The sequence below is a fragment of the Amycolatopsis sp. NBC_00355 genome (assembly GCF_036104975.1).
GTDB lineage: Bacteria > Actinomycetota > Actinomycetes > Mycobacteriales > Pseudonocardiaceae > Amycolatopsis.
The window spans coordinates 450854-474210 of the sequence record NZ_CP107982.1; the positions used below are offsets into that span (position 1 = coordinate 450854).

The 23357-nt window shown below is 71.2% G+C and carries 25 protein-coding genes; 12 read left to right on the forward strand and 13 right to left on the reverse strand.

The genetic code is table 11. The features are described 5' to 3' along the window. Window positions 1-539 precede the first annotated feature (539 nt). A complete protein-coding gene (locus tag OHS18_RS01790) occupies window positions 540-947 on the reverse strand; it encodes a DUF6640 family protein (RefSeq protein WP_328615651.1) in 408 nt (135 codons plus the stop codon). Between the two features lie 74 nt (window positions 948-1021). Then, complete coding sequence (locus tag OHS18_RS01795; protein ID WP_328615652.1) at window positions 1022-2488, reverse strand: FAD-dependent oxidoreductase; 1467 nt, start codon at window positions 2486-2488, stop codon at window positions 1022-1024. Between the two features lie 74 nt (window positions 2489-2562). Here OHS18_RS01795 and OHS18_RS01800 point away from each other — a divergent pair, with 74 nt between their 5' ends. Further along, window positions 2563-3267 (forward strand): TetR family transcriptional regulator, encoded by a 705-nt coding sequence (locus tag OHS18_RS01800; protein WP_328615653.1) that lies wholly within the window; start codon window positions 2563-2565, stop codon window positions 3265-3267. A gap of 165 nt (window positions 3268-3432) precedes the next feature. Here OHS18_RS01800 and OHS18_RS01805 read toward each other — a convergent pair whose 3' ends face one another. Both OHS18_RS01805 and OHS18_RS01810 read right to left on the reverse strand, forming a co-directional pair. Then, window positions 3433-4701 carry an alpha/beta fold hydrolase gene (locus OHS18_RS01805; protein WP_328615654.1) on the reverse strand — a complete coding sequence of 423 codons (1269 nt, stop codon included), beginning with the start codon at window positions 4699-4701 and terminating at the stop codon, window positions 3433-3435. 75 nt (window positions 4702-4776) lie between these two features. After that, window positions 4777-5670, reverse strand: a complete 894-nt coding sequence (locus OHS18_RS01810) for an EamA family transporter (RefSeq protein ID WP_328615655.1) — start codon at window positions 5668-5670, stop codon at window positions 4777-4779. Between the two features lie 35 nt (window positions 5671-5705). Between OHS18_RS01810 and OHS18_RS01815 the strand changes: the two genes are divergently transcribed. Continuing rightward, window positions 5706-6590, forward strand: coding sequence for a LysR family transcriptional regulator (locus OHS18_RS01815; protein WP_328615656.1), 885 nt, complete (start codon window positions 5706-5708; stop codon window positions 6588-6590). A gap of 188 nt (window positions 6591-6778) precedes the next feature. Here OHS18_RS01815 and OHS18_RS48485 read toward each other — a convergent pair whose 3' ends face one another. The 4 genes from OHS18_RS48485 to OHS18_RS01830 form a co-directional block, all read right to left on the reverse strand. After that, the gene (locus OHS18_RS48485) at window positions 6779-7090 is read right to left on the reverse strand and encodes a 3-deoxy-7-phosphoheptulonate synthase (protein WP_442875333.1); all 312 of its coding nucleotides are present in this window, start codon (window positions 7088-7090) and stop codon (window positions 6779-6781) included. Beyond that, entirely contained in the window at window positions 6991-7338 is a 348-nt protein-coding gene (locus OHS18_RS01820; protein WP_328615657.1) for a 3-deoxy-7-phosphoheptulonate synthase, read from the reverse strand. The genes OHS18_RS48485 and OHS18_RS01820 overlap by 100 nt, the downstream gene beginning before the upstream one ends. A gap of 249 nt (window positions 7339-7587) precedes the next feature. Then, window positions 7588-8526: an RluA family pseudouridine synthase gene (locus tag OHS18_RS01825; protein ID WP_328615658.1), complete on the reverse strand. Its 939-nt coding sequence runs from the start codon at window positions 8524-8526 to the stop codon at window positions 7588-7590. Window positions 8527-8542: 16 nt separating this feature from the next. Beyond that, a complete protein-coding gene (locus OHS18_RS01830) occupies window positions 8543-8935 on the reverse strand; it encodes a DUF5313 domain-containing protein (RefSeq protein ID WP_328456760.1) in 393 nt (130 codons plus the stop codon). A 115-nt stretch (window positions 8936-9050) separates the two neighbouring features. Between OHS18_RS01830 and OHS18_RS01835 the strand changes: the two genes are divergently transcribed. Both OHS18_RS01835 and OHS18_RS01840 read left to right on the forward strand, forming a co-directional pair. Beyond that, a complete protein-coding gene (locus OHS18_RS01835) occupies window positions 9051-9494 on the forward strand; it encodes a MarR family winged helix-turn-helix transcriptional regulator (RefSeq protein ID WP_328615659.1) in 444 nt (147 codons plus the stop codon). 63 nt (window positions 9495-9557) lie between these two features. Further along, window positions 9558-10439: a TIGR03854 family LLM class F420-dependent oxidoreductase gene (locus OHS18_RS01840; RefSeq protein WP_328615660.1), complete on the forward strand. Its 882-nt coding sequence runs from the start codon at window positions 9558-9560 to the stop codon at window positions 10437-10439. A gap of 213 nt (window positions 10440-10652) precedes the next feature. Here the strand turns inward: OHS18_RS01840 and OHS18_RS01845 are convergent, their stop codons facing one another. Continuing rightward, on the reverse strand, window positions 10653-12167 hold the full coding sequence (locus OHS18_RS01845; RefSeq protein ID WP_328456754.1) for an MDR family MFS transporter: 1515 nt from the start codon (window positions 12165-12167) through the stop codon (window positions 10653-10655). A gap of 125 nt (window positions 12168-12292) precedes the next feature. On the opposite strand from OHS18_RS01845, the gene OHS18_RS01850 reads away from it, so the two are divergent. Next, the gene (locus tag OHS18_RS01850) at window positions 12293-13453 is read left to right on the forward strand and encodes a DUF1015 family protein (RefSeq protein WP_328615661.1); all 1161 of its coding nucleotides are present in this window, start codon (window positions 12293-12295) and stop codon (window positions 13451-13453) included. Window positions 13454-13501: 48 nt separating this feature from the next. Here OHS18_RS01850 and OHS18_RS01855 read toward each other — a convergent pair whose 3' ends face one another. Next, window positions 13502-14452, reverse strand: coding sequence for a squalene cyclase (locus OHS18_RS01855; protein ID WP_328615662.1), 951 nt, complete (start codon window positions 14450-14452; stop codon window positions 13502-13504). After that, window positions 14452-14958, reverse strand: coding sequence for a DinB family protein (locus tag OHS18_RS01860; RefSeq protein ID WP_328615663.1), 507 nt, complete (start codon window positions 14956-14958; stop codon window positions 14452-14454). Before OHS18_RS01860 ends, OHS18_RS01855 begins: the two co-directional genes overlap by 1 nt. A 73-nt stretch (window positions 14959-15031) precedes the next feature. Between OHS18_RS01860 and OHS18_RS01865 the strand changes: the two genes are divergently transcribed. The 3 genes from OHS18_RS01865 to OHS18_RS01875 are packed head-to-tail and all read left to right on the forward strand — an operon-like array spanning window position 15032 to window position 17560. Then, window positions 15032-16111 carry an ATP-dependent DNA ligase gene (locus tag OHS18_RS01865; RefSeq protein WP_328456748.1) on the forward strand — a complete coding sequence of 360 codons (1080 nt, stop codon included), beginning with the start codon at window positions 15032-15034 and terminating at the stop codon, window positions 16109-16111. Continuing rightward, window positions 16108-17112 carry a non-homologous end-joining DNA ligase gene (gene ligD / locus OHS18_RS01870; RefSeq protein WP_328456746.1) on the forward strand — a complete coding sequence of 335 codons (1005 nt, stop codon included), beginning with the start codon at window positions 16108-16110 and terminating at the stop codon, window positions 17110-17112. The genes OHS18_RS01865 and ligD overlap by 4 nt, the downstream gene beginning before the upstream one ends. A gap of 1 nt (window position 17113) precedes the next feature. Then, entirely contained in the window at window positions 17114-17560 is a 447-nt protein-coding gene (locus tag OHS18_RS01875; protein ID WP_328456744.1) for a GNAT family N-acetyltransferase, read from the forward strand. Window positions 17561-17763: 203 nt separating this feature from the next. On the opposite strand, the gene OHS18_RS01880 is transcribed toward OHS18_RS01875, so the two are convergent. Both OHS18_RS01880 and OHS18_RS01885 read right to left on the reverse strand, forming a co-directional pair. Beyond that, complete coding sequence (locus OHS18_RS01880; RefSeq protein WP_328615664.1) at window positions 17764-18045, reverse strand: hypothetical protein; 282 nt, start codon at window positions 18043-18045, stop codon at window positions 17764-17766. Between the two features lie 65 nt (window positions 18046-18110). Next, window positions 18111-19121, reverse strand: coding sequence for a CobW family GTP-binding protein (locus tag OHS18_RS01885; RefSeq protein WP_328615665.1), 1011 nt, complete (start codon window positions 19119-19121; stop codon window positions 18111-18113). 493 nt (window positions 19122-19614) lie between these two features. Between OHS18_RS01885 and OHS18_RS01890 the strand changes: the two genes are divergently transcribed. The 4 genes from OHS18_RS01890 (at window position 19615) to OHS18_RS01905 (ending at window position 23249) form a co-directional block, all read left to right on the forward strand. Continuing rightward, window positions 19615-20715: a nitric oxide synthase oxygenase gene (locus tag OHS18_RS01890; protein ID WP_328456738.1), complete on the forward strand. Its 1101-nt coding sequence runs from the start codon at window positions 19615-19617 to the stop codon at window positions 20713-20715. Between the two features lie 73 nt (window positions 20716-20788). Further along, entirely contained in the window at window positions 20789-21295 is a 507-nt protein-coding gene (locus tag OHS18_RS01895) for a flavodoxin domain-containing protein (RefSeq protein WP_328456736.1), read from the forward strand. 88 nt (window positions 21296-21383) lie between these two features. Continuing rightward, entirely contained in the window at window positions 21384-22682 is a 1299-nt protein-coding gene (locus tag OHS18_RS01900; RefSeq protein ID WP_442875334.1) for an MFS transporter, read from the forward strand. Between the two features lie 60 nt (window positions 22683-22742). After that, window positions 22743-23249, forward strand: a complete 507-nt coding sequence (locus OHS18_RS01905; protein ID WP_328615666.1) for a hypothetical protein — start codon at window positions 22743-22745, stop codon at window positions 23247-23249. Window positions 23250-23357 lie beyond the last annotated feature (108 nt).

Here is a 23357-nt window from a genome sequence, read left to right on the forward strand (position 1 = left end):
GCAGCGGTGGGCGAAGCCCATCAAATCCACAAAGGTCGGGCAGCTGGTGGCGTGGCCAGCCGTCGAATTTGCGCGGGGCGGTTCGTCGTCTCGACGATGATGTTCGACGGCCGTGGGTCCGCAGGCATCGTCGGGGAGCACGAGCACAGACGCGGCCGGGGCCGCGCCGCAGCCGCCCTGCCCGACTCCGATCACCCTGGCGAATCGGCCAACGATCAGGCCATCGCGGGCCTTGCACCAGTGCGTCGAGTCATGCGGACGGGTCGGAACGGTCTCGGGATCGCTTATCGATGGCCGCGGCTCGGTGCGCAGATCCGGGTAGTCGATCTGCCCGGGCGCGTCCGCGTCATCAGCAGCCGTCGCAGCACGGCGTCCCAGGACCGGCACCGGCGCCGCCATCCTGCTCCAAGAAACTCGCCAAATAAGACACGCTCCAAGACCTGTCAACGATTTCACAGGCGATCTCGTCGCCAGGAGTGGTGCTGTCGAGTTGCCCTGCGGGGCCGGATCGAGGGCGTGGATCCGACCCCGCCGGTGGTTCACCGCTCGACGGGAGGCCGCGCGAGCCGGTATCCCGCGGCGAGCAGCGGCGCGAGCACGACGAAGACGGGGATGAGCTGGTTGAGCCTGACCCCGGCGACGACGGGCAGGCGGTCCGCGAATTCGGGGTCGACCAAGGCGGCGCCGGGGAACAGGATCGCGGGGACCTGCGTCGCCGAGTAGAACCCGGCGAACAACGTCGCCCACCGCACCGCCGCTCGGGACCGGGCTCCCGGGCCCCACAGCTGCCACAGGCTCACCGCGGCGAGTTCGAAGCCGAGGGTGATCGTCTGTCCGTTGTGGAACTTGGCGTGCGGTGACCACGTCGGGTTGAACACGTGGGTTTCGTTCCAGTCGGCCGCTATCGCGCCCGCGGGTCCGGCGATGGCCACGGTGGAGATGAGCACCTTGCCGATCAGATGTCGGGCGGGGCCGCGAAATCGGGACACGAGACCGGTCCTTCCGCTGTGTCGGCGGTCGGTCACGATGCCGCCCCGCGGGTGCCGGTGAACGCGATCGCCATCATCGCGGCCTTCGCGGTGCCGGTCATCGTGTCGCCGTCGATCGTGGCTGTGCAGGTGATCTTCAGTTTGAAAGGGGTGGTGATCTTGGCGGTGAACGTGAGGTCGTCGCCGGTGCGCAGGAGGTTTTCGACCGGGACGCCGTCGAGGGTCCCCGTTGGGGTGTCGAACACGAGCGTGGACCGCTTTTCCCCGCCCGGTGTCCGGAACCGCAGTGTCCAGGTGGAGCTCGCGGCGAAGGGGTTGCGGCGGCGGTATTCGGCGGCGGCGGCGATCGACTCGCGGTGTTCGGCGGCGGGGTCGGGGATGTCGGCGGGGTCGAAGTCCTTGGTGGCGAAGAATCTTTCCATGGCCTGGTTGGCGCCGACGGCGTACTCGCCGGCGCGGGGGAGCATGACCGTTTCGTAGCGCACGATGGCGTCGTCGACCGTGGGTTCTTCGGCCACGGCGCGGGCGAGTTCCGCGCCGTCGAGCATCGCGAGGTTCACGCCGAACCCGCCCCACGGCGCCATGACGTGGGCGGCGTCGCCCAGCAGGGTCACCCCGGGCCGGTGCTCCCACGTCAGGGGTGCGGGCAGCACGTGGATCGGCCGGTTGACGAAGCCGCCGTCGCCGTCGGTGATGAACGGCGTCAGGTCGTCGGACCAGCCGGCGAACTCCGCGCGCAGGAACCGCTGCGTGGCGGCCCGGTCCTCGAGGTCCAGCCCGGCCTGGTCGCACCAGTCCGGGTCGGTGCGCATGGCGACGTAGCCGCGGACGTGCCCGTTGCTGTTGCGCTGGCCGATGAGGGCCCGGCCGGCGTTGTCGGTGGCGAACATGTGGCCGGTGCCGACGAGCTTCGCGACGCGGGGGTGCCGGTGGTCGACGTCGTCGAAGCGGGCGTCGAGGAACGAGATGCCGCTGTAGTGCGGGGTGGCGTCGGTCAGCAGGGGGCGCACGCGTGACCACGCCCCGTCGGCGCCGATGAGGAGGTCGGCCTCGGTGACGGTGCCGTTGGTGAACTCGAGGCGGTGCGTGCCATCGGGGAGCGGGGTCGCGGTGTGCAGCTTGTGGCCCCAGCGCACGGTTCCGGCCGTGAGGTGTTCGGCGAGCAGGGCCCGCAGCTGCCCGCGGTCGATCTCGTTCGCGGCCTCGTCCTGTTCTTCCGGGACGAAGGCGGACAGCACCGTGCCGTGCTGGTCGAGGCTGGTCTTCGCCTGGCCTTCGGGGCGGGCGAGGGCGCGGAACCGCGCAAGGAGGCCGGCGTCTTCGAGGGCGATCTGGCCCGAGTCGGCCTTCAGGTCGAGCGTGCCGCCGGCGTCGCGGGCGTGAACGCCGGCGTCCGTGTCGTAGACGGCGACCTCGAGGCCGTGTCGCTGCAGGACGCGGGCGCACAGCAGGCCGCCGGGGCCGGCTCCGACGATGGCGATGCGTGGGGTGGTGGTCATCACGACTCCTAAGTTTGGGTGACTCAAAAATTAGAGTAGCACGAAAAAGTGAGCGGCTAGACTATGCTGCGGTGATGGAAGCGCGATCGGTGACCTGGACGACCACGCGTGCCCCGAAGGAGGGTGCGCCCGCTCGGGAGGGGTTGCGTGAGCGGAAGAAGCGGTTGATGCGTCAGCAGCTGTCCGACACGGCGACCGAGATGTTCATGCAACGGGGCTTCGACGCTGTCCGGGTATCGGAGGTCGCCGAGGCGTGCGGCGTGTCCGAGCAGACGGTGTTCAACTACTTCCCGACCAAGGAGTCGCTGGTCCTGGACCGCTGGGACGCCACGGCCGCGTCACTGCGGTCGAGCTTGGCCGACGTCGGGACACCGCCCGTGACGGCCGTCCAGCGGATCGTGGCCGGCGAGCTCGGGGATTTGCTGTCCTGGCTCGGCGGGCAGGACGATCCGGTGCGGGCTCGTGCCATGATGCGGCGCTTCACCGATCTGGTCGAGGCCACGGCCGCACTGCGCGCGCATCAGCGCGACGCGCGGGATCAGGTGGTCGCCGTCGCGGCGGGGATCCTGGCCGAGCGGATCGGCCTGAGCCCGGACGCCCCGGAGCCGAGGATTGCCGCGACCGCGCTGGTGGGGCTGTGGGACGTGAAGGCCGATGCGGTGAAGAAGCACCTGTACGGCGACCTCGGCTTGGACGAGGTTCGCGAGCGTGTCCTGGCGGAAGTCCGCCGCGCCGCGCAAGTAATCGACGGCGGCCTTCGAGCGTGGATTGACGGGTGAGTTTCCGGACGCGGAACCCTTTGCTGGTCGTCGTCGGCGACTTCCCTGACGACGTATCGCCAGGGATGACCGTGCCGTCGGCGAGGCGGGACTTCTCGCCCCCTCGCTACGCGTGAGCCGATTCGGGTCGGTACGTGGTGGTTCTCAGCCGGTTGGCGCTCCGCTTCAGATCTGGCCGTGCAGCATTCGCAGCAGGTGGTCGAGGACGCGCCCGCTACTGACGCGAAGCCCGTCGTGCTCGTGCTCGTTGGTCGCCCACAGCCGCAGGCCCCTGATGGTCTCGGCGGTCTGCAGCGAGTACGTGGCCTCGACGTACATGTCGTCGAGGTAGACGGCGGCGGCCACGGGGACCTCGTTCGCGGCCAAGCGCTGAGGATCGTAGAGGTCGGGCCAGTCCTCGCGGGCGAACAGCACCTCGGCCGGCTCTCGCAGGGGCGCGAGACAGGGTTGGTCGAAGAGGGACGGGTAGGTCGTCTCGCCGGTGAACAGCACCGGGTCGTCCCCGGCCACCGCCCTGCGCGCGTCGAACTGGGGGAACTCGCCGCGCACCCGCTGAGCTGCCCAGTCCGGCGCGCCGGTGCCGCGCTGGGCGTAGGTGAGTTCGAGCATGAGCGATTTCAGCGGCAGCTGGGCGTAGCCGAGGAACGCCGCGGCGCGGGCGAGGAAGCTGTCGGACAGCTCCGTTCCGGCCCAGGTGTCTTCGAGCAGGTAGTGCAGCACCTCCGCGCCGTCGCTCGTGCCGAGCAGCATCCCGAGCGACTGGAAGGCCTCGACGGTGAGCAGGGATCCGTCCGGCATCGGTGCCGGGCGCTCGATCAGGTGCGCGGCGATGCGGCGGACCGAGGCGGCGTCCTGCGGGTACCGGCGGTAGTACGCGGTGTTCTTGCGGTGCACGCGCGGATAGGCGGCGCGGTAGACCTCGTCGGGGGTGACGCACAAGCCGGGAAGGCCGCCGGTGATGATCGCTTCGCGCAGGCCCTCGGGTGCGAACGAGAGGTAGGTGACGGTGCACATGCCGCCGAAGCTCTGGCCGAGCACCGACCAGGGTTCGCCGGTCAGTTCGTGCCTGATCAGTTCGGCGTCGCGGACGATGGCGTCGGCGCGGAAGTGGGTGAGGTAGTCGGCCTGCGCGGCGGGCTCGCCACGGGCCGGGAGCGTTTGCCGGGTGATCGGGCTGGAGCGGCCCGTGCCGCGCTGGTCGAGCAGGAGGACGCGGTAGTCGTCGAGGGCGCGGTCCAGCCAGGAGTCCCGGCCGACCGGGCGCGGCGGCAGCATGCCGGGACCGCCTTGCAAGAACAGCAGCCAGGGCAGCCGTTCGCGCTCGCGTCCGGTGGCCACCACCTCGCGCGCGTAGATCTCGATGTGCTCGCCCTCCGGCCGATCATGGTCGAGGGGAACGGAGAAGAAATGATCGGTCAGCGTGACACCGGGCATGGGAAGCTCCTTTGTGGCAAGGGAGTGATCGTGATACGGCGCCGTTTCCGCCCTGCTTTGTGCACTGTCGCGGCGTCACTTGTGCCTCGGCTCAGCGAGGACGCTGATGACGTTGGCCGCGACGACCGCCACGATGCCCAACCACGCGGCCACGTCGAGATTCTGTCTCAGAACGAGCGCACCCATTGCGGCGGCGAACACCGGGTTGACGCTCATGAACAACCCGAACGCCTCAGCGGGAACGCGGCGCAGCGTGAACAGGTCCGCGAGGAACGGCAATGCGGAGGACAGGATCCCGGCCGCGACAGCCGCACCGGCCACGCCGGTGGAAGGCACGTGGTGCACCACGACGACGGCTCCGATGGGCAGGTAGACCAACGCGGACAGTCCCACCGCGGCGGCCGTGCCCTGCGCCCCGGGGATGCGCTGCCCGATGGAACGGTTGAGAAGGATGTAAGCGGCCCAGCAGGCGGCGGCGAGCAGAGCGAGCCCCATGCCGAGGTAATCGGAGGTAGGGCGAGGACGCATCAGTACGACCACTCCCGCCACGGCAAGCACGGCGCAGCCCAGGTCCACCCGCCTGCGGGAGCCGGCCAGCGCAATCGTGAGGGGACCGAGGAACTCCAAGGTCACCGCCAGGCCGAGACCGATCCGATCGATCGCGGTGTAGAGCGACAGGTTCACCACACCGAAGACCACCGCGAGCAGCAGCACCGGCCCCCACTGGCGCCGTGTGAAGGACCGCAGGCGGGGCCGACCGAGGATGAGCAGCACCGCCGCCGCGACGCACTGGCGGACCGCGACGACGCCGACCGGGCCGAGCACCGGGAAGGCCAGTGACCCGATCGCGGCGCCGAGCTGGGTCGAAAGACCGCTGGTGAGCATCATGTAGACCCCGGCTTTGGGTACGGCGCGAGGCTTCGCGGGCAAGACGGCGCGGTCTGCCGGGCGGTCGGGTTCTGCTTGCACGCATCGATCCTGCGCCGCAGTGAACCGTGTGCAAAATGCATGCAACGCGCCGGCTATACGATTTGGTTATGGATGTCGAGGTGCGCCAGCTGCGCTGCCTCGTCGCGATCGTCGACGAGGGCACGTTCACCGACGCCGCGATCGCGCTCGGCGTCTCACAGGCGGCGGTCTCCCGCACACTCGCGGCGCTCGAGAAGCGCCTCGGTGTCCGGCTGCTGCGACGTACGTCCCGCGAAACCTCGCCGACGGCGATCGGACTCCGCGTCGTGGCGCACGCCCGGCGCGTGCTGACCGAGGTCGAGAATCTGGTGCGGGAAGCGACGTCGGACCACGCCGAACTGCGCATCGGCCACGCCTGGTCGGCACTCGGCCGGCTCACACTCGCCTTTCAGGACCGGTGGCGGGAAGCGCACCCGGAAACGCTTCTGCACCTGCTTCGCCTCAACACACCGAGCGCCGGCCTGGCCGAGGGCACCGCGGAGCTCGCAGTTCTGCGCAGGCCGCTGGAGGACCGCCGCTTCGAGAGCGCTGTCGTCGGACAGGAACCACGCTGGTGCGCGCTGGCCGCCTCCGACCCCTTGGCGCGGCGTCGCTCGGTGCACCTGGCCGATCTCAGCAGCCGGGTCCTGCTCGTCGACCAGCGCACCGGAACGACAACCGCGGATTTGTGGCCCGCGAACGCGCGCCCCGCGACGCAGGAGAGCCGCGACATCGAAGACTGGCTCACGATCATCGGCACCGGCCGCTGCGTGGGGGTCACGGCGCAGTCCGTCGTCGACCACTATCCGAGGCCCGGCATCGTCTACCGGCCGGTGCGCGACGCCGAACCGGTCGACGTACGACTGGCCTGGTGGCGCGACGACCCCCACCCGGCCACCCGCACCGTGCTCGAGCTTCTTACCGACCTTTACCGCACATGACCGATCGAGTGCGGTGCGAACATGCAGAAACTTGCCGGCGACGGCTGCCTCTTCATCGACAGCGGGAACGCCCGGCAATGGCTGATCGGCGCGCTCGTCCTCACGAAAGGCGCGGCTGCACTCGACACCGAGACCGCATCGCCGCCGAAGCCCGACCTCGACCAGGTCCGGGCCGCCGACGCACTCGGTCACGGCCTCGAGGTGCAGGCCGGTCGGGGTCGAGACGGCGGCAGATGCCGGCGAGCGTCGACTGGGCTTGTTCCGGCGGATACCTTGACCGCCACGGGGTTTCCGATTCCCGAGAGGTGCGCTATGTGTCCGCCGGACGGCTCCGCGGTCCGCCAGCCGACCCAGGGCAGGCGGGTTCCCGTGTTGAGCGACGTGCCGCCTCGGAGCCGGGTCAGTGGCTCTTCGTACCGGAGGAGCAGCGCTTCGTGCGACGTGAAAACGCCTGTGCTCGCACCAGGGTGCCCCACTGCGTGCGCTCGCAGCGGTGACATGGTCGCCGCAGCGTGGTGGTACGTGCGGAGCAGACACCGGGGTCGGGCGTCCGCGAGGGCGGATCGGGGGACACGTCGTTGACGATGCCTCCGCGGTAGCCGGCGATTTCCGTCACGCCCGACCCGCGGACCAGTAGCCGGGACGCCGCCGACCTCGGTTTGGCGTATTGACCGGCGATCCGCCCGATCACCACCGCCGGCACCCGGCTTCCGGTCAACCCGGCCCGGAGTTCGCGCAGTTGCGCCATGCGTGCCGTCGGCCGGCGTCTCGATTTCGGTGGCGGCGCCGAGGTCCGGGGGCCTCGCCGAGGTCCCGCGCTATCGTCGCCAGGTCGTACCTCCCGGGCCACCGGGGTTGCATCGCGGTCGGTGCGGCCGCCAGGAGCCGGGCCGCCGGCGAGCGCCCTCCTCGGACATGGTGGGCCGTGTGCGCACAGGAGCGGCAGGGGGCCGATGTCCTGAGTCCTGGCGCAAGTAACTGGTTCGGCGCCCCCGGTTCACGCTGGGGGTGCCGCCCACGCGTCCAGGTCGTCCCAGGCGGTCAGCCGACGGTTGCTGGTGAACCGGCGGTGCGCGCCGGTCACCGGGTCGTCGAAATCGAGCACCTTCGCGAGCAGCTGCAACGGCTTCGTGAAGTCGTCGAGCGGGTTCTCGACCAGGTCGGGGTAGAAGTCGTCGCCGAGGATCGGGATGCCGAGGCCGCTGAGGTGCACGCGCAGCTGGTGCGTGCGGCCGGTCGACGGCGCGAGCCGGTAGCGGCCCAGCCCGTCGCGGTGGTCGAGCAGCTCGACGTACGTCTCGGCGTTCGGCTCGCCCGGGACCTCCCGCGCGGCGAGCACCCCGCGTTCCTTGAGGATCCGGCTCCGCACGGTCCGCGGCAGCTCCAGCGCCGGGTCGTACGGCGCGATCGCTTCGTATTCCTTGTGCACCTTGCGATCCCGGAACAGCGTCTGGTACTTGCCGCGCAGCTCCGGGGTGATCACGAACATCACGAGCCCGGCGGTGACACGGTCCAGCCGGTGCGCGGGGATCAGCTGCGGCAGGTCGAGGTCACGGCGCAGGCGCACGAGCGTCGTCTCGAGGATGTGCTTGCCGCGCGGGATGGTGGCCAGGAAGTGCGGCTTGTCGACGACCAGCAGGTGCTCGTCGCGGTGCACGACGTCGATGGTGAACGGCACCGGCACCTCGACGGGCAGATCGCGGTGGAACCAGATGAACGAGCCGGGCTCGAACGGCGTGTCGACGCCCAGCGGGCCGTCGAGGCCGTGGATGCGTTCTTCGCGCAGCATCTGCTCGATGCGGTCCGGCGTCTCCCGCGGCAGCCGGTCGACGAGGTGGGCCAGCAGGGTCGGCCAGTCGCCCTCGGCGGGCAGTTTCAGCCGGGCGGGGTCGAGCCCGTGGCGGGGCGGGATCGGCGGCCGGAGCTTGCGTCTCATCGTGCCCCGACTCTAACTAACCGTCCTGGGACGTCCGGTAGCGCGCGATGTACCGGGCGGTGGCCTCGGCGTTGGCGGCCTCGGCCGCTTCGGCGCGGGTGCGGCGGCCGGTGTTGTGCGGGAAGCCGTGCCGGCCGAGCCGGTGCTCGATGCTCTCCTCCATGTACGCGCAGGAGTAGAAGTACGCGACCAGCGCCGCCATCAGGACCAGCGAGAGCCGGAGCCCGATCGGGCCGGGCAGCAGCAGCCAGACGAGGCACAGCGGCACGATGCCGGTCGACCGCTCGAGCACGTACCGGGCCCGCCAGTGCTTCGAGGTCGCGTCGTGCAGCACCCAGTCCGCGTAGCGGTCGGGCAGCCGCACGCCCACGGCGTAGCCGAACCAGCGCAGGATCCCGGGTCGCTCCATGTCGGCTCTCCTTCTCTGTCGTCCTGATTGCAGCGTACGCTAATCGTTAGTGCACTAATCATTAGTGTCGCGGAGGACACGGTAGGCTGCCTCGCGACGACGTCTGGAGGTGTCGGTGCCCGAGATCGACCTGGGGGAGGACCCGCTGAAGCTGGACCGGCAGGTGTGTTTCGCGCTGTCGGTGGCTTCGCGCAGCGTGATCGCGATCTACCGGCCGCTGCTGGAGCCGCACGGGCTGACCCACCCGCAGTACCTGGTGATGCTGGCCCTGTGGGAGCGCTCGCCGCGATCGGTCAAGGACCTCGGCGCGTCGCTGCGCCACGAGCCGGCGACGCTGTCTCCGCTGCTCAAGCGGCTGGAGGCGCTCGGGTACGTCACGCGCGCCCGCAGCCGGACGGACGAGCGTCAGCTGACGGTCGAGCTCACGGCCGAGGGCCGCGCGCTGCGGGCCGAGGCGGAGAAGATCCCGTACCGCGTGGTCGAGACGCTCGGCATGGACGTGGCCGAGCTGGAGGCCCTGCACGCGGCGCTGAGCCGGGTCATCGCCGCCACCGCCTGAGCCTCGGCGGAATGCCCCCGACGTCCCGGCGCGTTGTGCTCTTCAGTCGAGCTAGGGGGCAGTGTGCTGAAGATCAGGCTGGGTGTGGCGCCGGCGCAGGGGTCCGGACCCGCGGAGTTCGCCGGGCTGGCGGAACGCCTGGAGGCGGCGGGCGTCGACTCGCTGTGGCTGTCGGAGCTGGTCTACTCACCGGAAGTCGACCCGATGATCGGCATGGCCCACGCCTTGGCGAGGACGTCGAAACTGAAGGTCGGCACGGGCGTCGCGATCCTCCCGGGCCGCCACCCGGTCCTGGTCGCCAAGCAGCTGCTGACGCTGGCCGGCCTGGCCCCGAAGAGGGTCCTCCCGGTGTTCGGCCTGCGCCCGGCCCGAACCGCGGAGCACGACCTCTTCCCGGTCCCGGAGGGCCGCCGCGCGGCGGTGTTCGACGAGTCACTGGTCCTGCTCCGGCGTCTGCTCGACGAGGACGACGTGTCGTTCGAGGGCGAGTTCTTCCAGGTTTCGGGCGCCACGCTCGGCCCACGCCCGGCGAAGCCCCTGGACGTCTGGCTGGGCGGAACCGCCCCGGCGGCCTTGGCCCGGGTGGGCCGGCTCGCCGATGGGTGGCTGGGCAGCTTCCACACGCCGGCGGAGTCCCTCGCGGCCCGTCTGGCCATCCAGCGGGCGGCGTCCGAGGCCGGGCGCGAGATCGAGGAGGACCACTTCGGGTTGAGCCTGGTGGTGGCGGACAAGGGCCTCCCCGACGCGCTGACGTCCGTGGCCGCCCGCCGTCGTCCGGGGGTACCGGTGACGGACCTGATCGCGACGAGCTGGCCGGAGGCGCGGCGGCTGGTGGAGCAGCACATCGAGGCGGGGCTGTCGAAGTTCGTGATCCGGCCGGGGCACGGCGATTTCGAGGAGTTCCTGGAGAAGTTCCAGAGCGAACTGGTGCCGCTGCAGAACTAGAACTCCAGCTGGCCCCGGTTTCCGCAGTCCGCTACTCGATCAAACTCGAGCGCATGCCTTTCTGCAAGACGATGCGGGGGGTGTACGCGAGCCAGCACGCCGACCTGGCCTCGGCGGCTTCGTCGGCGTCGGCGCCACGCTGTACTGCTCTGCCCAGGTGCCCAGGAGCGTCCCGGCCACACCGATGACGTCACCGAAGATCGCGCTGAGGAACTAGAACTCCAGCTGCTCCGTCTTCCGCGGCATGAGCAGCAGAGCCACCACGGAAAGCGCCGCCACGGCCAGCAGCCCGATGAACACGTAGTGCGTCGCGTCCGCCAAGGCCCCACGCACGAACCTCGTCACCGGGGTGTCCTCGTGGCTCCCCAGCACCAGGCTCGTCGCGTCCACCGACGGCGGCAGCTTCCCCGCCACCTCCGCCGGCGGCGACGCGAACCGCGACGCCAAAGTCGCGTTCGCGATCGCCCCGAACACCGCCGCGCCTACCGCGCTCCCCAGCGACCGGCTGAACAGGTTCGTGCCCGTCACCACGCCACGCCGGTCCCAGCCGACCACCGATTGGACCGCCACCAGCGTCGGGCTCGATGACAGGCCCAGGCCGATGCCCAGGACGAACGCCGCGAACGCCGCCGCCCAGATCGATGACGTCGCGCTCAGCATCGCCACCAGCACTCCGCCCGCGATGACGAACGCGCTGCCGATCAGCGCCGTGTCGCGGAAGCCGATCTTCAGGTAGATCTTGCCCGCCAAGGACGCCGACAGCGGCCAGCCGACCGTCAGCGCCGCCACCGCGAACCCCGCCACCAGCGCGCCCGCGCCCAGGACGCCCTGGGCGTACGTCGGCAGGTACGACGTCAAGCCCATCAACACCGCGCCGACGACCACCGCCACCAGGTTGCCGCCCACCAGGACGCGCCGGGTGAACACCCACAGCGGCAGCACCGGCTCCGCGACGCGCTTCTCCACCAGGACGAACGCCACCAGCAGCAGCGCGCCGACCACGAAGATCGCCACGCTCGGCAGCGAACCCCAGCCCCACGCGACGCCGCCTTCGAGCAGGCCGAGGATCACCAGCGAGCAGCCGATCGTGAGCAGCCCCGCGCCCGTGTAGTCGACCTTGTGCGCCTTGCGCTCGACGCGCTCGGCGAAGTTCCGGTGCAGCATCAGCGCGGCGATCGCGCCGAGCGGCAGGTTGATGAAGAAGATCCAGCGCCAGTCCAGGTACTCCGCGAAGACGCCGCCGAGCGTCGGCCCGACGACCGACGCGACGCCCCACACGCTCGCGACGTAGCCCTGCACCCGCGCGCGTTCCTCCACTGTGTAGAGGTCGCCGATGACCGTCATCGACATCGGCTGGATCGCGCCCGCGCCGATGCCCTGCACCGCGCGGGCGGCGATCAGCACCGGCATGCTCCACGCGGCCCCGCAGAGCACCGAGCCGACGAGGAACGCCGCAATCCCGAAGAACATCACCGGACGCCGGCCCAGCACGTCGGCGAACTTGCCGTAGAGCGGGACGGTGACCGCCTGGGTCAGCAGGTAGACCGAGAACAGCCACGGGAACTGCGAGAACCCGCCGAGGTCGCGCACGACCGAGGGCACCGCGGTCGCGATGATCGTGCTGTCCAGCGCGACCAGCGCCGTGCTGAGCATGACGGCGATCAGCACCGGGCCGCGTTCGGACCGGAAGCCGACCCCTTTCACGCTGGTGGGGGCCGGGGTCGTCATCGGTGGCGTGCTCCTCGGGGTGGCCATGACCGGAGTCAACTGCTTTGCAGTCCTAAGCATTCCATCGCGGTGGTCCGCACCCCAGTGAATTTCCGTCACAGTCTTCTTCGCGGATGATGGGTCGGATGAGCGAGTGGATCCGACCGATCGAGCAGGGCTGGGTGGTCCGCGACACCGTCCCCGGCCCCGACGTCGACGAGTTCGCCGAGCCCGACCGCGTGACCGCCGCGCTGGCCGCCCCCGGCGCCGCGGACGGCCTGCTGGCCGTGCAGCACCCCGATCGCACGCCGGCGGCGCTGGCCCGCGGGCTGGACCTGGCCGCCGCCGTCCCGATCGCGCGCGCCGTGCTCGAACGGCTCCGCAAGCGCTTCTACCGCCCGGTGCGGCAGTTCGTCGCGCCCTACCGGATCGAAGGTCCGGACGGCGTCGCGCTCGGCCTGCTCTGCCTGGTCGACCCGGCGGCGGTGACCGACGACGGCACCGCGCGGGTGCGCCACACCGAGGACGTCTACCCGGACGTCGTCGCCGAGCGGGCCGCCGTGCTGGCCGGGCTGGGCTGCGCGACCAGCGCCGCGCTGCTCGTCCCGGCCGTGGACGGCGACCTGCTGACCGAGCAGGTCGAACGCGCCTGCGCCGGCCTCGGCCTGCCCGATCTGTCCACTTCGGACGCCGCCGGTCGCCGGCACGACCTGTGGGTGGTGCCCGCCGGGCCGCTGCAGGACCGGCTGCTGGCCGCGGTCGCGGGCGCCGACCTGCTGGTCGCCGACGGCAACCACCGCGTGGCCGCGGCCGCGGCGGCCGGCCACAGCGCGCTCCTCGCGCTGGTCACCGCGGGCCCGCAGCTGCGGATCGGCGCCATCAACCGGGTGCTGACCGGCACCGGCTTCGGCCCGGAGGATCTGGTGTCGCGCTGGTCCGCCGCCGGCCTCGACGTCCGCTACGACGACCACGCGGTCCCGGTGCGGGGCGAGGTGGTGGTCCGGGCGGGCTCGGCGGTGCTGCGGGTCCCGCTGCCGAAGCAGGCCTGGTCGGGCCCGGTGATCGACCACGAGATCGTCGAGCGCGTGCTGTTCGCCGAGGCGCTCGACATCGACCCGGACGGCCCCCACGTCCAGCCGCTCCCGGCCGGCCGCCCGGTCCCGGCCGGCGCGGACGCGGTGGTCCTGCTCGCCCCGGTCGCCTACGCCGACGTCCTGGCGGTGCACGCGGCGGGCCGCCGGATGCCCCGCAAGGCCACGTACTTCACGCCGAAGCCGCGCAGTGGCCTGGTGCTGGCGGCGCTCTGACCGCCGGTGGTCGTGAGTGGTCAGGGCGGTTCTAACCGCCCTAGCCACTCACGACCCGTCCCACCAGGCCAGGACGCGGGTACCGGACAGCGTCAGCCACTTCGACGGCTCGCCTTCCGGGACGTCGACCTCGAACCACACCCGGCCCGGGAGCCGGCGGCCCTGGAGCCACGTGCCGTCCGGCTGCCGGGCCGCCCGGATCAGCTCGATCGCCTCCGCCATGCGCGGGTCCGGGCGCGTGCCGTCGAGCAGGGACGCGAGGCGGAAGTACTCGGCCGCGTTGAGCACGTTGTACTGCCAGCGGAACGGGTACGAAAAGCTGCCCACCTCCGGCAGCACCGGCTCACCGGTCGAGAGCCGCCGGAAGAGACCGCGTTCCAGCAGGTATTCCTCACCGGCTCGGCGGGCCGAGCGGGTCGCCGGTGAGCCGCCGGTCGCCGTGTCCCACGCCAGCAGGCCCTTGAGCGAGTTGAGTGTCGAGTGGACGGACGAGCGCGTCGAACCTTCGACCCACTCGCAGTTCCAGCCGCCGTCCGGCAGCCGGTGCTCGACGAACCAGCCGGCTATCCCCGCGACGTCCGCGCCGAGCCACCGGCCGTTCATGAGCGTCCACGCGTTGATGCAGCAGTCGACCTCGCCGTCCCAGTACGGCAGGTTTTCGTACTCCCAACGGGAGTTCTCGGCGAGCAGCTCCGCCGTCCCGCGCAGGGCGGCGGCGTCGAGGCCCCACTCCCGCAGGTCGTTGAGCACCCACGTCGTCGCCGTCCACGGCTGGCCGGCCGTCTTCATGCTCGCGAAGTCGAAGTCCGCGGGGAAGAACGCGCCGCCGGCCCACTGACCGTCCGGGTCCTGCTTTTCCCGCAGCCGCGCGCCGAAACCCTCGGCCGCCACGCGGGCGCGGGTCGCCTCCCACACCGGCGGCGGCTCGCCCAGCAGGTCGCGCTCGACCTGCCAGCGCAGGGCCGGATCGGCGTCGCACAGCCAGGCGAGCACGTCCATCAGGCCCCCGTGACGCCGTCGATGGCTTCGCGGAGGAAGTCCGCGTGGCCGTTGTGCCGGGCGTACTCGTGGATCATGTGGAGCATCACCAGCCGCAGCGAGACGTGCTCACCCCAGCGCGCCTGGTACCCGGTGACGTCCAGGGACTCGGCGGCCTCTTCGATCTTGCGCGAGTGCTCCACTTCGGCCTGCCACGCGTCGAACGCCTCCGCGCGAGTCGAGGCGCTCGCGTCGTAGGCCGCCTGGAAGTCGCCGTCGGCCGACCACCGCAGCGGGACGTCCTCGGCGTCGATCACCCGCCGGAACCAGGTGCGCTCGACCTCGGCCATGTGCCGGACCAGGCCGAGCAGGGACAGCGTCGAGGGTGGGCTGGAGGCGCGGCGCAAGTCCTCGTCGGACAGTCCGTCGCACTTCATGGCGAGGGTGGCGCGGTGGAAGTCGAGGAACGTGCGCAGCATTTCGCGCTCGCCCCCGACCAGGGGCGGTTCGGGGCGTTCGGTGGTCACGAGGACGTGTGTATCACGCCCGGCTGTGTCGTTTTTCAAAAGAAGTGTCGTACCCGTGTTTTAAGCTCGCGCGGTGGACTTGCCCGTGATGCCGCCCGTGCGGCCGATGCTCGCGAAAGCGGTGCACGACGTGCCGCGCACGCCGGGCCTGCTCTACGAGCCCAAGTGGGACGGCTTCCGGTGCGTCGTGTTCCGCGACGGTGCCGAGATCGAGCTCGGTTCCCGCAACGATCGCCCGCTCACCCGGTACTTCCCGGAGCTGGTGGAGCTGCTGGCCGCGGCGTTGCCGCCGAGGTGCGTGGTCGACGGCGAGATCGTCCTGGTCACCCCGGCCGGCCTCGACTTCGAGGTGCTGCAGCTGCGGCTGCACCCGGCGGCCTCGCGGGTGCGGAAGCTCGCGGAGGAGACGCCGGCCAGCTTCGTCGCGTTCGACCTGCTCGCCCTCGGTGACACCGACCTCACGGGCGAGCCGTTCCGCGAACGCCGCAAGCAGCTGGAGAGTGTCCTGCGGACCGACGCCGAAGGGATGCAGCGCGTCCACCTGACTCCGCTGAGCGAGGACCCGGACCAGGCCGAAGACTGGTTCACCCGGTTCGAGGGCGCGGGCTTCGACGGCGTGATGGCCAAGCCCGCCGATCAGCCGTACGAGCAGGACAAACGCGTCATGTGGAAGGTCAAGCACGAGCGCACCGCGGACTGCGTCGTGACCGGGTTCCGCTGGCACAAGGACGGCGTCGGCGTCGGCTCACTGCTGCTCGGCCTGTACGACGACGAAGGTGTACTGCACCACGTCGGCGTCGCCAGCAGCTTCACGAAGGCGCGGCGGGCGGAGCTGGTCGAGGAGCTGGCGCCGCTGCGGGAGAACGCGCTGGAGGGCCATCCCTGGCGCTCCTGGGCCGAGTACGAGCCCCAGCCGGGCCGCCAGCCGGGCGCGAACAGCCGCTGGGCGCCCGGCAAGGATCTCGCCTGGGAGCCGCTGCGCACCGAGTGGGTGGCCGAGGTGCGCTACGAGCACCTGCAGGGCGGGCGCTTCCGCCACGGCGGGCGGCTGGTCCGGTTCCGGCCCGACCGCACCCCGGAGTCCTGCACGTACGCCCAGCTCGACGAAGCACCGCCCGCCGAGCTCGCCAAGCTGTTCGGGGAGGCGCGATGAGCGGCGCGGTACTGCTGGACGTCGACGGCGTCGAGGTGAAGATCAGCAGCCCGGACAAGGTCTACTTCCCCGAGCGCGGCGAGACGAAGCTCGACCTCGTCGAGTACTACCGCGCGGTCGCCGGCCCGCTGCTGGCCCGGCTCGGCGGGCGCCCGCTGCTGCTGGAGCGCTACCCGGACGGCGCGGGCGGCAAGAACTGGTTCCAGAAACGCGTGCCCCAGGGCGCACCGCCGTGGCTGTCCACCACGGTGGTGTCGACACCGAACGGCACCACGAGCGACGCCCTGGTCGCGAAGGATCTGGCGCACATCCTCTGGGCGGTGAACCTCGGCTGCCTCGGCTTCCACGTGTGGCCGTACCGCGCGGACACGCCCGAGGTCGCCGACGAGCTGCGCGTCGACCTCGACCCGTCGCCGGGCATCGGCTTCGGCGACCTGTGCGAAGCCGCGCTGCTGACCAGGGAATTCCTGGGTGAGCTCGGCATCGAAGGCCACCTCAAGACGTCCGGCTCGCGAGGCCTGCACCTGTACGTGCTGCTGGAGCCGCGCTGGGACAGCTTCCAGGTGCGGGCCGCGGCGGTCGCGCTGGCGCGGGCGCTGGAACGGCGGCACCCCTCGAAGATCACCGCGCAGTGGTGGAAAGAGGAACGCGGCTCGCGCGTGTTCGTCGACTTCAACCAGAACGCGCCGCACAAGACCGTGTTCGGCACGTGGTGCGTGCGCCCCCGCGTCGGCGGCCAGGTGTCGACCCCGATCGCGTGGGACGAGCTGGCCGGCGTCGAGCCCGACACGTTCACGCTGAGCACGGTGCCGGCCCGCCTGGCCGAGCGCGGCGACCCGTGGGCCGGCGCGGGGGAGCGGCCGCAGTCGATCGAGCCGCTGCTGGCGATGTCGGAAGCCGACATGGCCGGCGGGCTGATGGACGCGCCGTGGCCGCCGGTCTACCCGAAGATGCCGAACGAGCCGCCGCGCGTCGCGCCGAGCCGGGCGAAGAAGGCCTGACTTGACGACCGTCGCGGAGTGCGCGCCCGACGACGGACTGCTGATCGCGCTCATCACCGCGATGACGGCGGAGCTGGTGGTGGTCTACGACCTGCCGGTGGACGCCCAGCCGCCGCCCCTGCGGCCGGGAACCCGCTACCTGCTCGCGTGGGACGGCGAGCGGGCGATCGGCTGCTGCGCGCTGGAGCCGGTCGAACCGGGCGTGTACGAGCTGAAGCGGATGTTCGTCGCGCCGGACGCCCGCGGCTCGGGAGTGTCGGGCGAATTGGTGACGGAGTCCGAGCGCCTGGCCCGCGAAGCAGGCGCGGCCCGCATCCGCCTGGAGACGGGGCGCCGCCAGCCGGCGGCGAGGCGGCTGTACGAGCGCGCGGGCTACCGGCGGGTGCCGAACTTCCCACCGCACGAGGGGGACCCGGAGTCGGTCTGCTTCGAGAAGCCGCTGGTGTAGCCGCCGATACGGGCCGTTGAACAGGACGCGGGTGTCTCGTCGGCGGACCTCGTGCGGCTGAGTGGTGTCCGACAACGCCGTGCTGGCCGTTCCGGTGATCATGGTCGCTGTTCGCGAACGACGAGCCGCTCGTCAACGGCCAACACGCTGCCCGGAAGGGCCGACACGGGCAGTGGGTCGGAGTGCAGTTTGCCGGAGAGCGGCTAGATCTCCAGCTCGAGGCTGAGCTGACCGCGGTCGGCGCCGTCCGGGGCGACTCGGAAGCCGGCCGGGGGAGCGGGCAGTGTCGCCACGCACGCCGGGCAGGGCGCGACCTCGGATGTCGCCATGTCGACCGGCTTCCAGCTGCGCGACTCGCGCTCGCCGCACGCGGACCGGCGGTAGCGGAGGTCGCCCGAGCGGGTCATCAGGTGGGCCAGGGGGACTTCTTCGGGCAGCACGCCGACCAGGTACCAGCGTGGTGCGCTCACCTCGGTGGTCGTCATGGCCGACAGTCTCTGCCGGGGCCGGCGGGAATCCGCGGTTTTGCCGATCTTCGGCGTGGCGGGACTCAGGCTTGGTCGGGCAGGTACCGGAGGATGTGCAGCATGCCGCGCTCGTCGGGCACGCCCGGGTGCTCGGCGAGGCAGCCGCGCAGTTCGGCCAGGACGGCGTCGGTGTCGAGGCCCGCGCCGATCAGGACCAGCTCGGTCCGGCGCTCGCCTGCCGGCCAGGGCGTGCGGTCCAGCTGCACGAATCCGCCCACCGTGTGCAGCCGGAAACGCGACCCCGAACCGAAGTCGGCCTGGCCCTTCATCCGGTAGAGGCCGGCCGGGCGCCGCTCGAGGAACTCGACGAACGCCTTGGGCGCCAGCGGGGCGCCCGCGGTGAAGGTGACCGTCTCGTACACGGCGTGCAGGTGCTGCGAGTGGTCGTGGTGGTCGTCCTCGCGCAGGTCGTCGAAGGACAGCTGGCCCACCCGCTCGCCGCGGGGTTCCGGGTCGAAGAACAGCCGCGGGTCGACCCGGCCGTGCGCCGTGACCAGCACCGGGCGGCCCGGCGCGAGCTCCTCGACCGTCGCGGTGACCTTCGCCAGCGCGTCGGCCTCGACCCGGTCGGCCTTGTTCAGCACGACCAGGTCGGCCAGCCGCAGGTGGTCGGCCAGCTCGGGGTGGCGTCCGCGAGCGGCTTCGAACTCGGCGGCGTCCACCACCTCGGCCAGCCCGCCGTAGCGGATGTCCGGGTTCTCGCTGGCGATCATCAGCCGGATCAGGTCGCGCGGCTCGGCGATGCCGCTGGCCTCGACGACGATGACGTCCATCCCCGCCTCGGCCGAGGACAGCCGGCCCAGCATCGCGTCCAGCCCGCTCGCGTCGACCGCGCAGCACAGGCAGCCGTTGCCGAGGGAGACCATCGTGTCGACCTGCCCGGCCACGGCGAGCGCGTCGACGTTCACGCTGCCGAAGTCGTTGACCACGACGCCGACCCGGGCGCCCTCGCGGTTGGCGAGCAGGTGGTTGAGCAGCGTCGTCTTGCCCGCGCCGAGGAACCCGGCGACGAGGACCACGGGGATCCGGTGCACGAAACGTCCTTCCTCTGCCGATCAGCCGACTCTAAACGACGCGCCCGCACGCGCGCGTACACGGGGGACCCGCGGCGGGAAAGGCCGTTCGCCGATTGCGCACGAAAAGCCGAAGATCGGCGCGTGGGAAAGAATCACCTGTGTTTCACGGGCAAAAGTGATCAATTGACGGGAAATGCGCTGCGACATGTCCGGATAACGCTTGGTAGCCACTAATTTTCGACGTTTTCGCAGGTTGTGGCGGTATTTCGGGACAGGTGAGATGTACTGGGCGGTCGGGGGATCGTGTTCCGTAAAACGTGAGGTATTCTCCCCCGCCTGGTCGGAAGCGCGCGTGCTGCAGCCGTTTCCGGCCGACAGTGTTGTCGGCGACCATCGGAGGAACGGTGAACCTTCCCGTCGGGATGCAGATCACGATTTCGGAGAGTGGGGTAGCGCGGTGACTGCTACGTCCGAGCGGGTGACAACCGCGCCGGCACTTTACCACCAACGGGTGTCGGGGGAACAGAGCGTCAATTCCGCGGAGGCCGAGGAATTCCTCAACCTCATGTTCGAAGAAGGCGCCGCCGAGCAGGGCACGTGGCTCGAGACGCGGCTCGCCGAGGTGCGCGCCGAAATCGCCGAAACCGGCACCTACCGGCACACACCCGCCGAGCTGGCGTTCGGCGCCCGCGTCGCCTGGCGCAACTCGGCCCGCTGCATCGGCCGGCTCTACTGGAACAGCCTCCGCGTCCGGGACCGGCGCCGGGTCACCGACCCCGGCGACATCGCCGGCGAGTGCGTCGCCCACCTGTGCCAGGCCACCCGGTCCGGCCGGATCCGCCCGACCATCACCGTCTTCGCCCCGGACACCCCGGAGGAGCCGGGGCCGCGCATCCACAACGAGCAGCTCATCCGCTACGCCGGCTACCGGCTGGACGACGGCTCCGTGCTCGGCGACCCGCGATACGTCGAGTTCACCGACCAGGTGCGGCGGCTCGGCTGGCGGCCGCCGGAGCGGAGAGGCTCGTTCGACGTCCTCCCGCTGCTGGTCGAGTCGGTTCCCGGCGACCCGCGGCTGTACACGCTGCCCGCGGACGCCGTGCTGGAGGTGCCGCTGACCCACCCCGACCACCGCTGGTTCGCCGGGCTGGGGCTGCGCTGGCACGCCGTGCCGGCGATCAGCAACATGCCGCTGGAGATCGGCGGCGTCACGTACCCGGCCGCGCCGTTCAACGGCTGGTACCTCGGCACCGAGATCGGCGCCCGGAACCTGGCCGACGAGGACCGCTACGACCTGCTGCCCGCCATCGCGGAGCTGATGGGCCTCGACACCGGCTCCGAGCGCACGCTGTGGCGCGACCGGGCGCTCGTCGAGCTGACGCTGGCCGTGCAGCACTCGTTCGACGCGGCGGGGGTGACGATGGCCGACCACCACACGGAGTCGCGGCGGTTCCTGACGCACCTGGAGAAGGAGGAACGCGCCGGGCGCCGGTGCCCGGCCGACTGGAGCTGGATCGTGCCGCCTGTTTCCGGTGGTCAGACGGCGGTCTTCCGGCGCTACTACGACGATCCCGACCCCGTGACGCGACCGGCGTTCCTGGCGCCCAGCTGAGGGGAAGCGCCCGTTCGGCGGATCGTGCCGGGCCCACGGCGCCGATTCGAGCGCCAAGGCTGACAATGGACCCATGACCGCAGTCCTCGTCGCCCATTCCGGACGGCACGGCGGTACCCGGCAGATCGCCGAGGTCATCGCCGCGGAGCTCCGCGAGTCCGGCCTGACCGTGGACGTCCGCGACGCGGCCGACGTCGCCACCGTCGACGGCTACGCCGCGGTGGTCGTCGGCAGCGCCCTGTACTACCACCGCTGGCGGCCCGACGCCGTCCGGCTGCTGGAGCACCACGCCCGGGACCTGGCCGACCGCCCGGTGTGGCTGTTCCACAGCGGGCCGTGCGGGCCGGGCGCGGCCACCCACCAGGTCGGCCTGCCGGCGAACGTCGCGCTGCTCGCGGCCCGCATCGACGCCGAGCGCACAGCGACCTTCGGCGGCCGCCTCGACCCGGCGACCGTACGCGGGCTGATCCCGCGGCTGATGGCGTCGGGCCAGCGCGCCGGCGACTTCCGCGACTGGGACCGGATCAAGGCCTGGGCCCGCGACGTCGGCCGCCGGGTGCGCATCGGCGTCCCGCACTGATCACGACGTCCACTCTTGCCCGCACGGGGCCGTCGGTGCTAGACCAAGCCTGAAGTCTTCCGGTGAAGAACCGACGGACGGGGCAAACGTGACGGATCGGCAGGCGGAACCGGCTCCAGTCAAGAAAGCGCTTACATCCGACCAGCGCAACTCGTTCCTGGCGGCCCTGCTGGGCTGGAGCATGGACTCGTTCGACTACTTCCTGGTGGTGTTCGTCCTGGCGGACATCGCCAAGGACAAGTCGTTCGGCGCGACCGCGACCCAGCTGGCGTTCATCACCACGGCCACGCTGGTGATGCGCCCGGTCGGCGCGCTGCTGTTCGGTCTGTGGGCGGACCGCGTCGGGCGGCGGGTGCCGTTGATCGTGGACGTCCTGGTGTACTCGGTGGCCGGTCTGCTGTGCGCGTTCGCGCCGAACTTCACGGTGCTGCTGATCCTGCGGTTCGCCTACGGCGTCGGCATGGGCGGCGAGTGGGGCCTCGGCGCGGCCTTGGCGATGGAGAAGATCCCGGTGGCGCGCCGCGGGTTCTTCTCGGGACTGCTGCAGGTGGGCTATTCGATCGGGTACCTGCTGGCGGCGCTCGCGTACCTGCTGTTCCACTCGGCGCTGAACCTCGAGTGGCGCTGGATCTTCGTGCTGAGCATCTTCCCGGCATTGATCAGCCTGCTGATCCGCGCCCGGGTGCGGGAGTCCGAGGTCTGGGAGGCGACGCGGGAGAAGCTGCGCGTGACGCGGACGTCGGTCAAGGACGTGCTGCTCAACCCGAAGGTGATCCGCCGCTTCGGGTACCTGATCCTGCTGATGACGGCGTTCAACTGGATGAGCCACGGCACCCAGGACGTCTACCCGAGTTTCCTGAAGGCGCACGACAACGGCGGCGCCGGCCTGACCGCGACGACGAGCACGTGGATCGCGGTGCTCTACAACGTCGGCGCGATCATCGGCGGCCTGACGTTCGGCACGCTGTCGGAGAGACTGGGCCGCCGCCGCACGATCGTCACCGCGGCGGTGCTCGGTTTGCCGGTGATCCCGATCTTCGCGTTCGACCACGGCGCAGGGATGCTGGCGCTGGGGTCGTTCCTGATGCAGGTGATGGTCCAGGGGGCGTGGGGCGTGATCCCCGCACACCTGACGGAAATGTCCCCGGACGCGATCCGCGGCTTCTACCCGGGCGTGACCTACCAGCTGGGCAACCTCCTGGCGGCGCTGAACCTCCCGATCCAGCAAGCGATCGCGGAGTCCCACGGGTACTCGTCGGCTCTCTTGTGGACGGTGGTCCCGGGCCTGATCGCGGTGGCGGTCCTGACGGCGCTCGGCAAGGAGGCCAAGGGCATCAAGTTCGGCGACGCGGCGGTGGCGACAGCCCCGGCGGGGACGACGGACTGAGCCACCGGACGGCGCCGCCCGTGCATTACCGTGGGGACACGCGGGAGTGAGGGGGAAGCCGTGCGGCGGTTCTGGTGGGCGGTGGTGGCCGGCGTCATCCTGGTCGCGGGAGTGGCGGTGCTGCTGTGGTGGCCCAGGGGTGACGACCGGGGGCTGCCACCGGCGCGGGCACGCGTCTACGCCGACTACTCGGCGTGCCTGCTGACCGGTCCCGAGGGGCTCGCGGCGCCCGGGGTCGCGCCGGTGTGGGCGGGCCTGCAGGACGCGTCGGGCGACACCGGCACCAAGGCGTCCTACCTTGCCGCGGCGGGCCCGGCGACCGAGGCGAACTACCTGCCGTACCTGAACTCCCTGGCGCAGCGGCGCTGCGACGTCGTCCTGACGGTGGGCGAGCCGGGCACGGCCGTGGCGCTCGCCCAGGCGGGCACGCACCCCGCCATCCGCTTCGTGGCCATCGGCGCCGCGGGCGGCGCGGCGGCCAACGTGTCCCCCGTGGGGGTGACCGAGCACCTCCGGGCGGACGTCGCCGACGCGGTTCGTGAAGCCGCGCACGCCGCCGGTCACTGAGAAATTGTTGCGATAAGTGCATTTTGCGTAGGTTAAGTCCGGTTTGTCATGTGCTCTTGATCTCCGTGATTGGTCGTTTTGCGGGCTGGTACGAACCCCCTCCGCTGT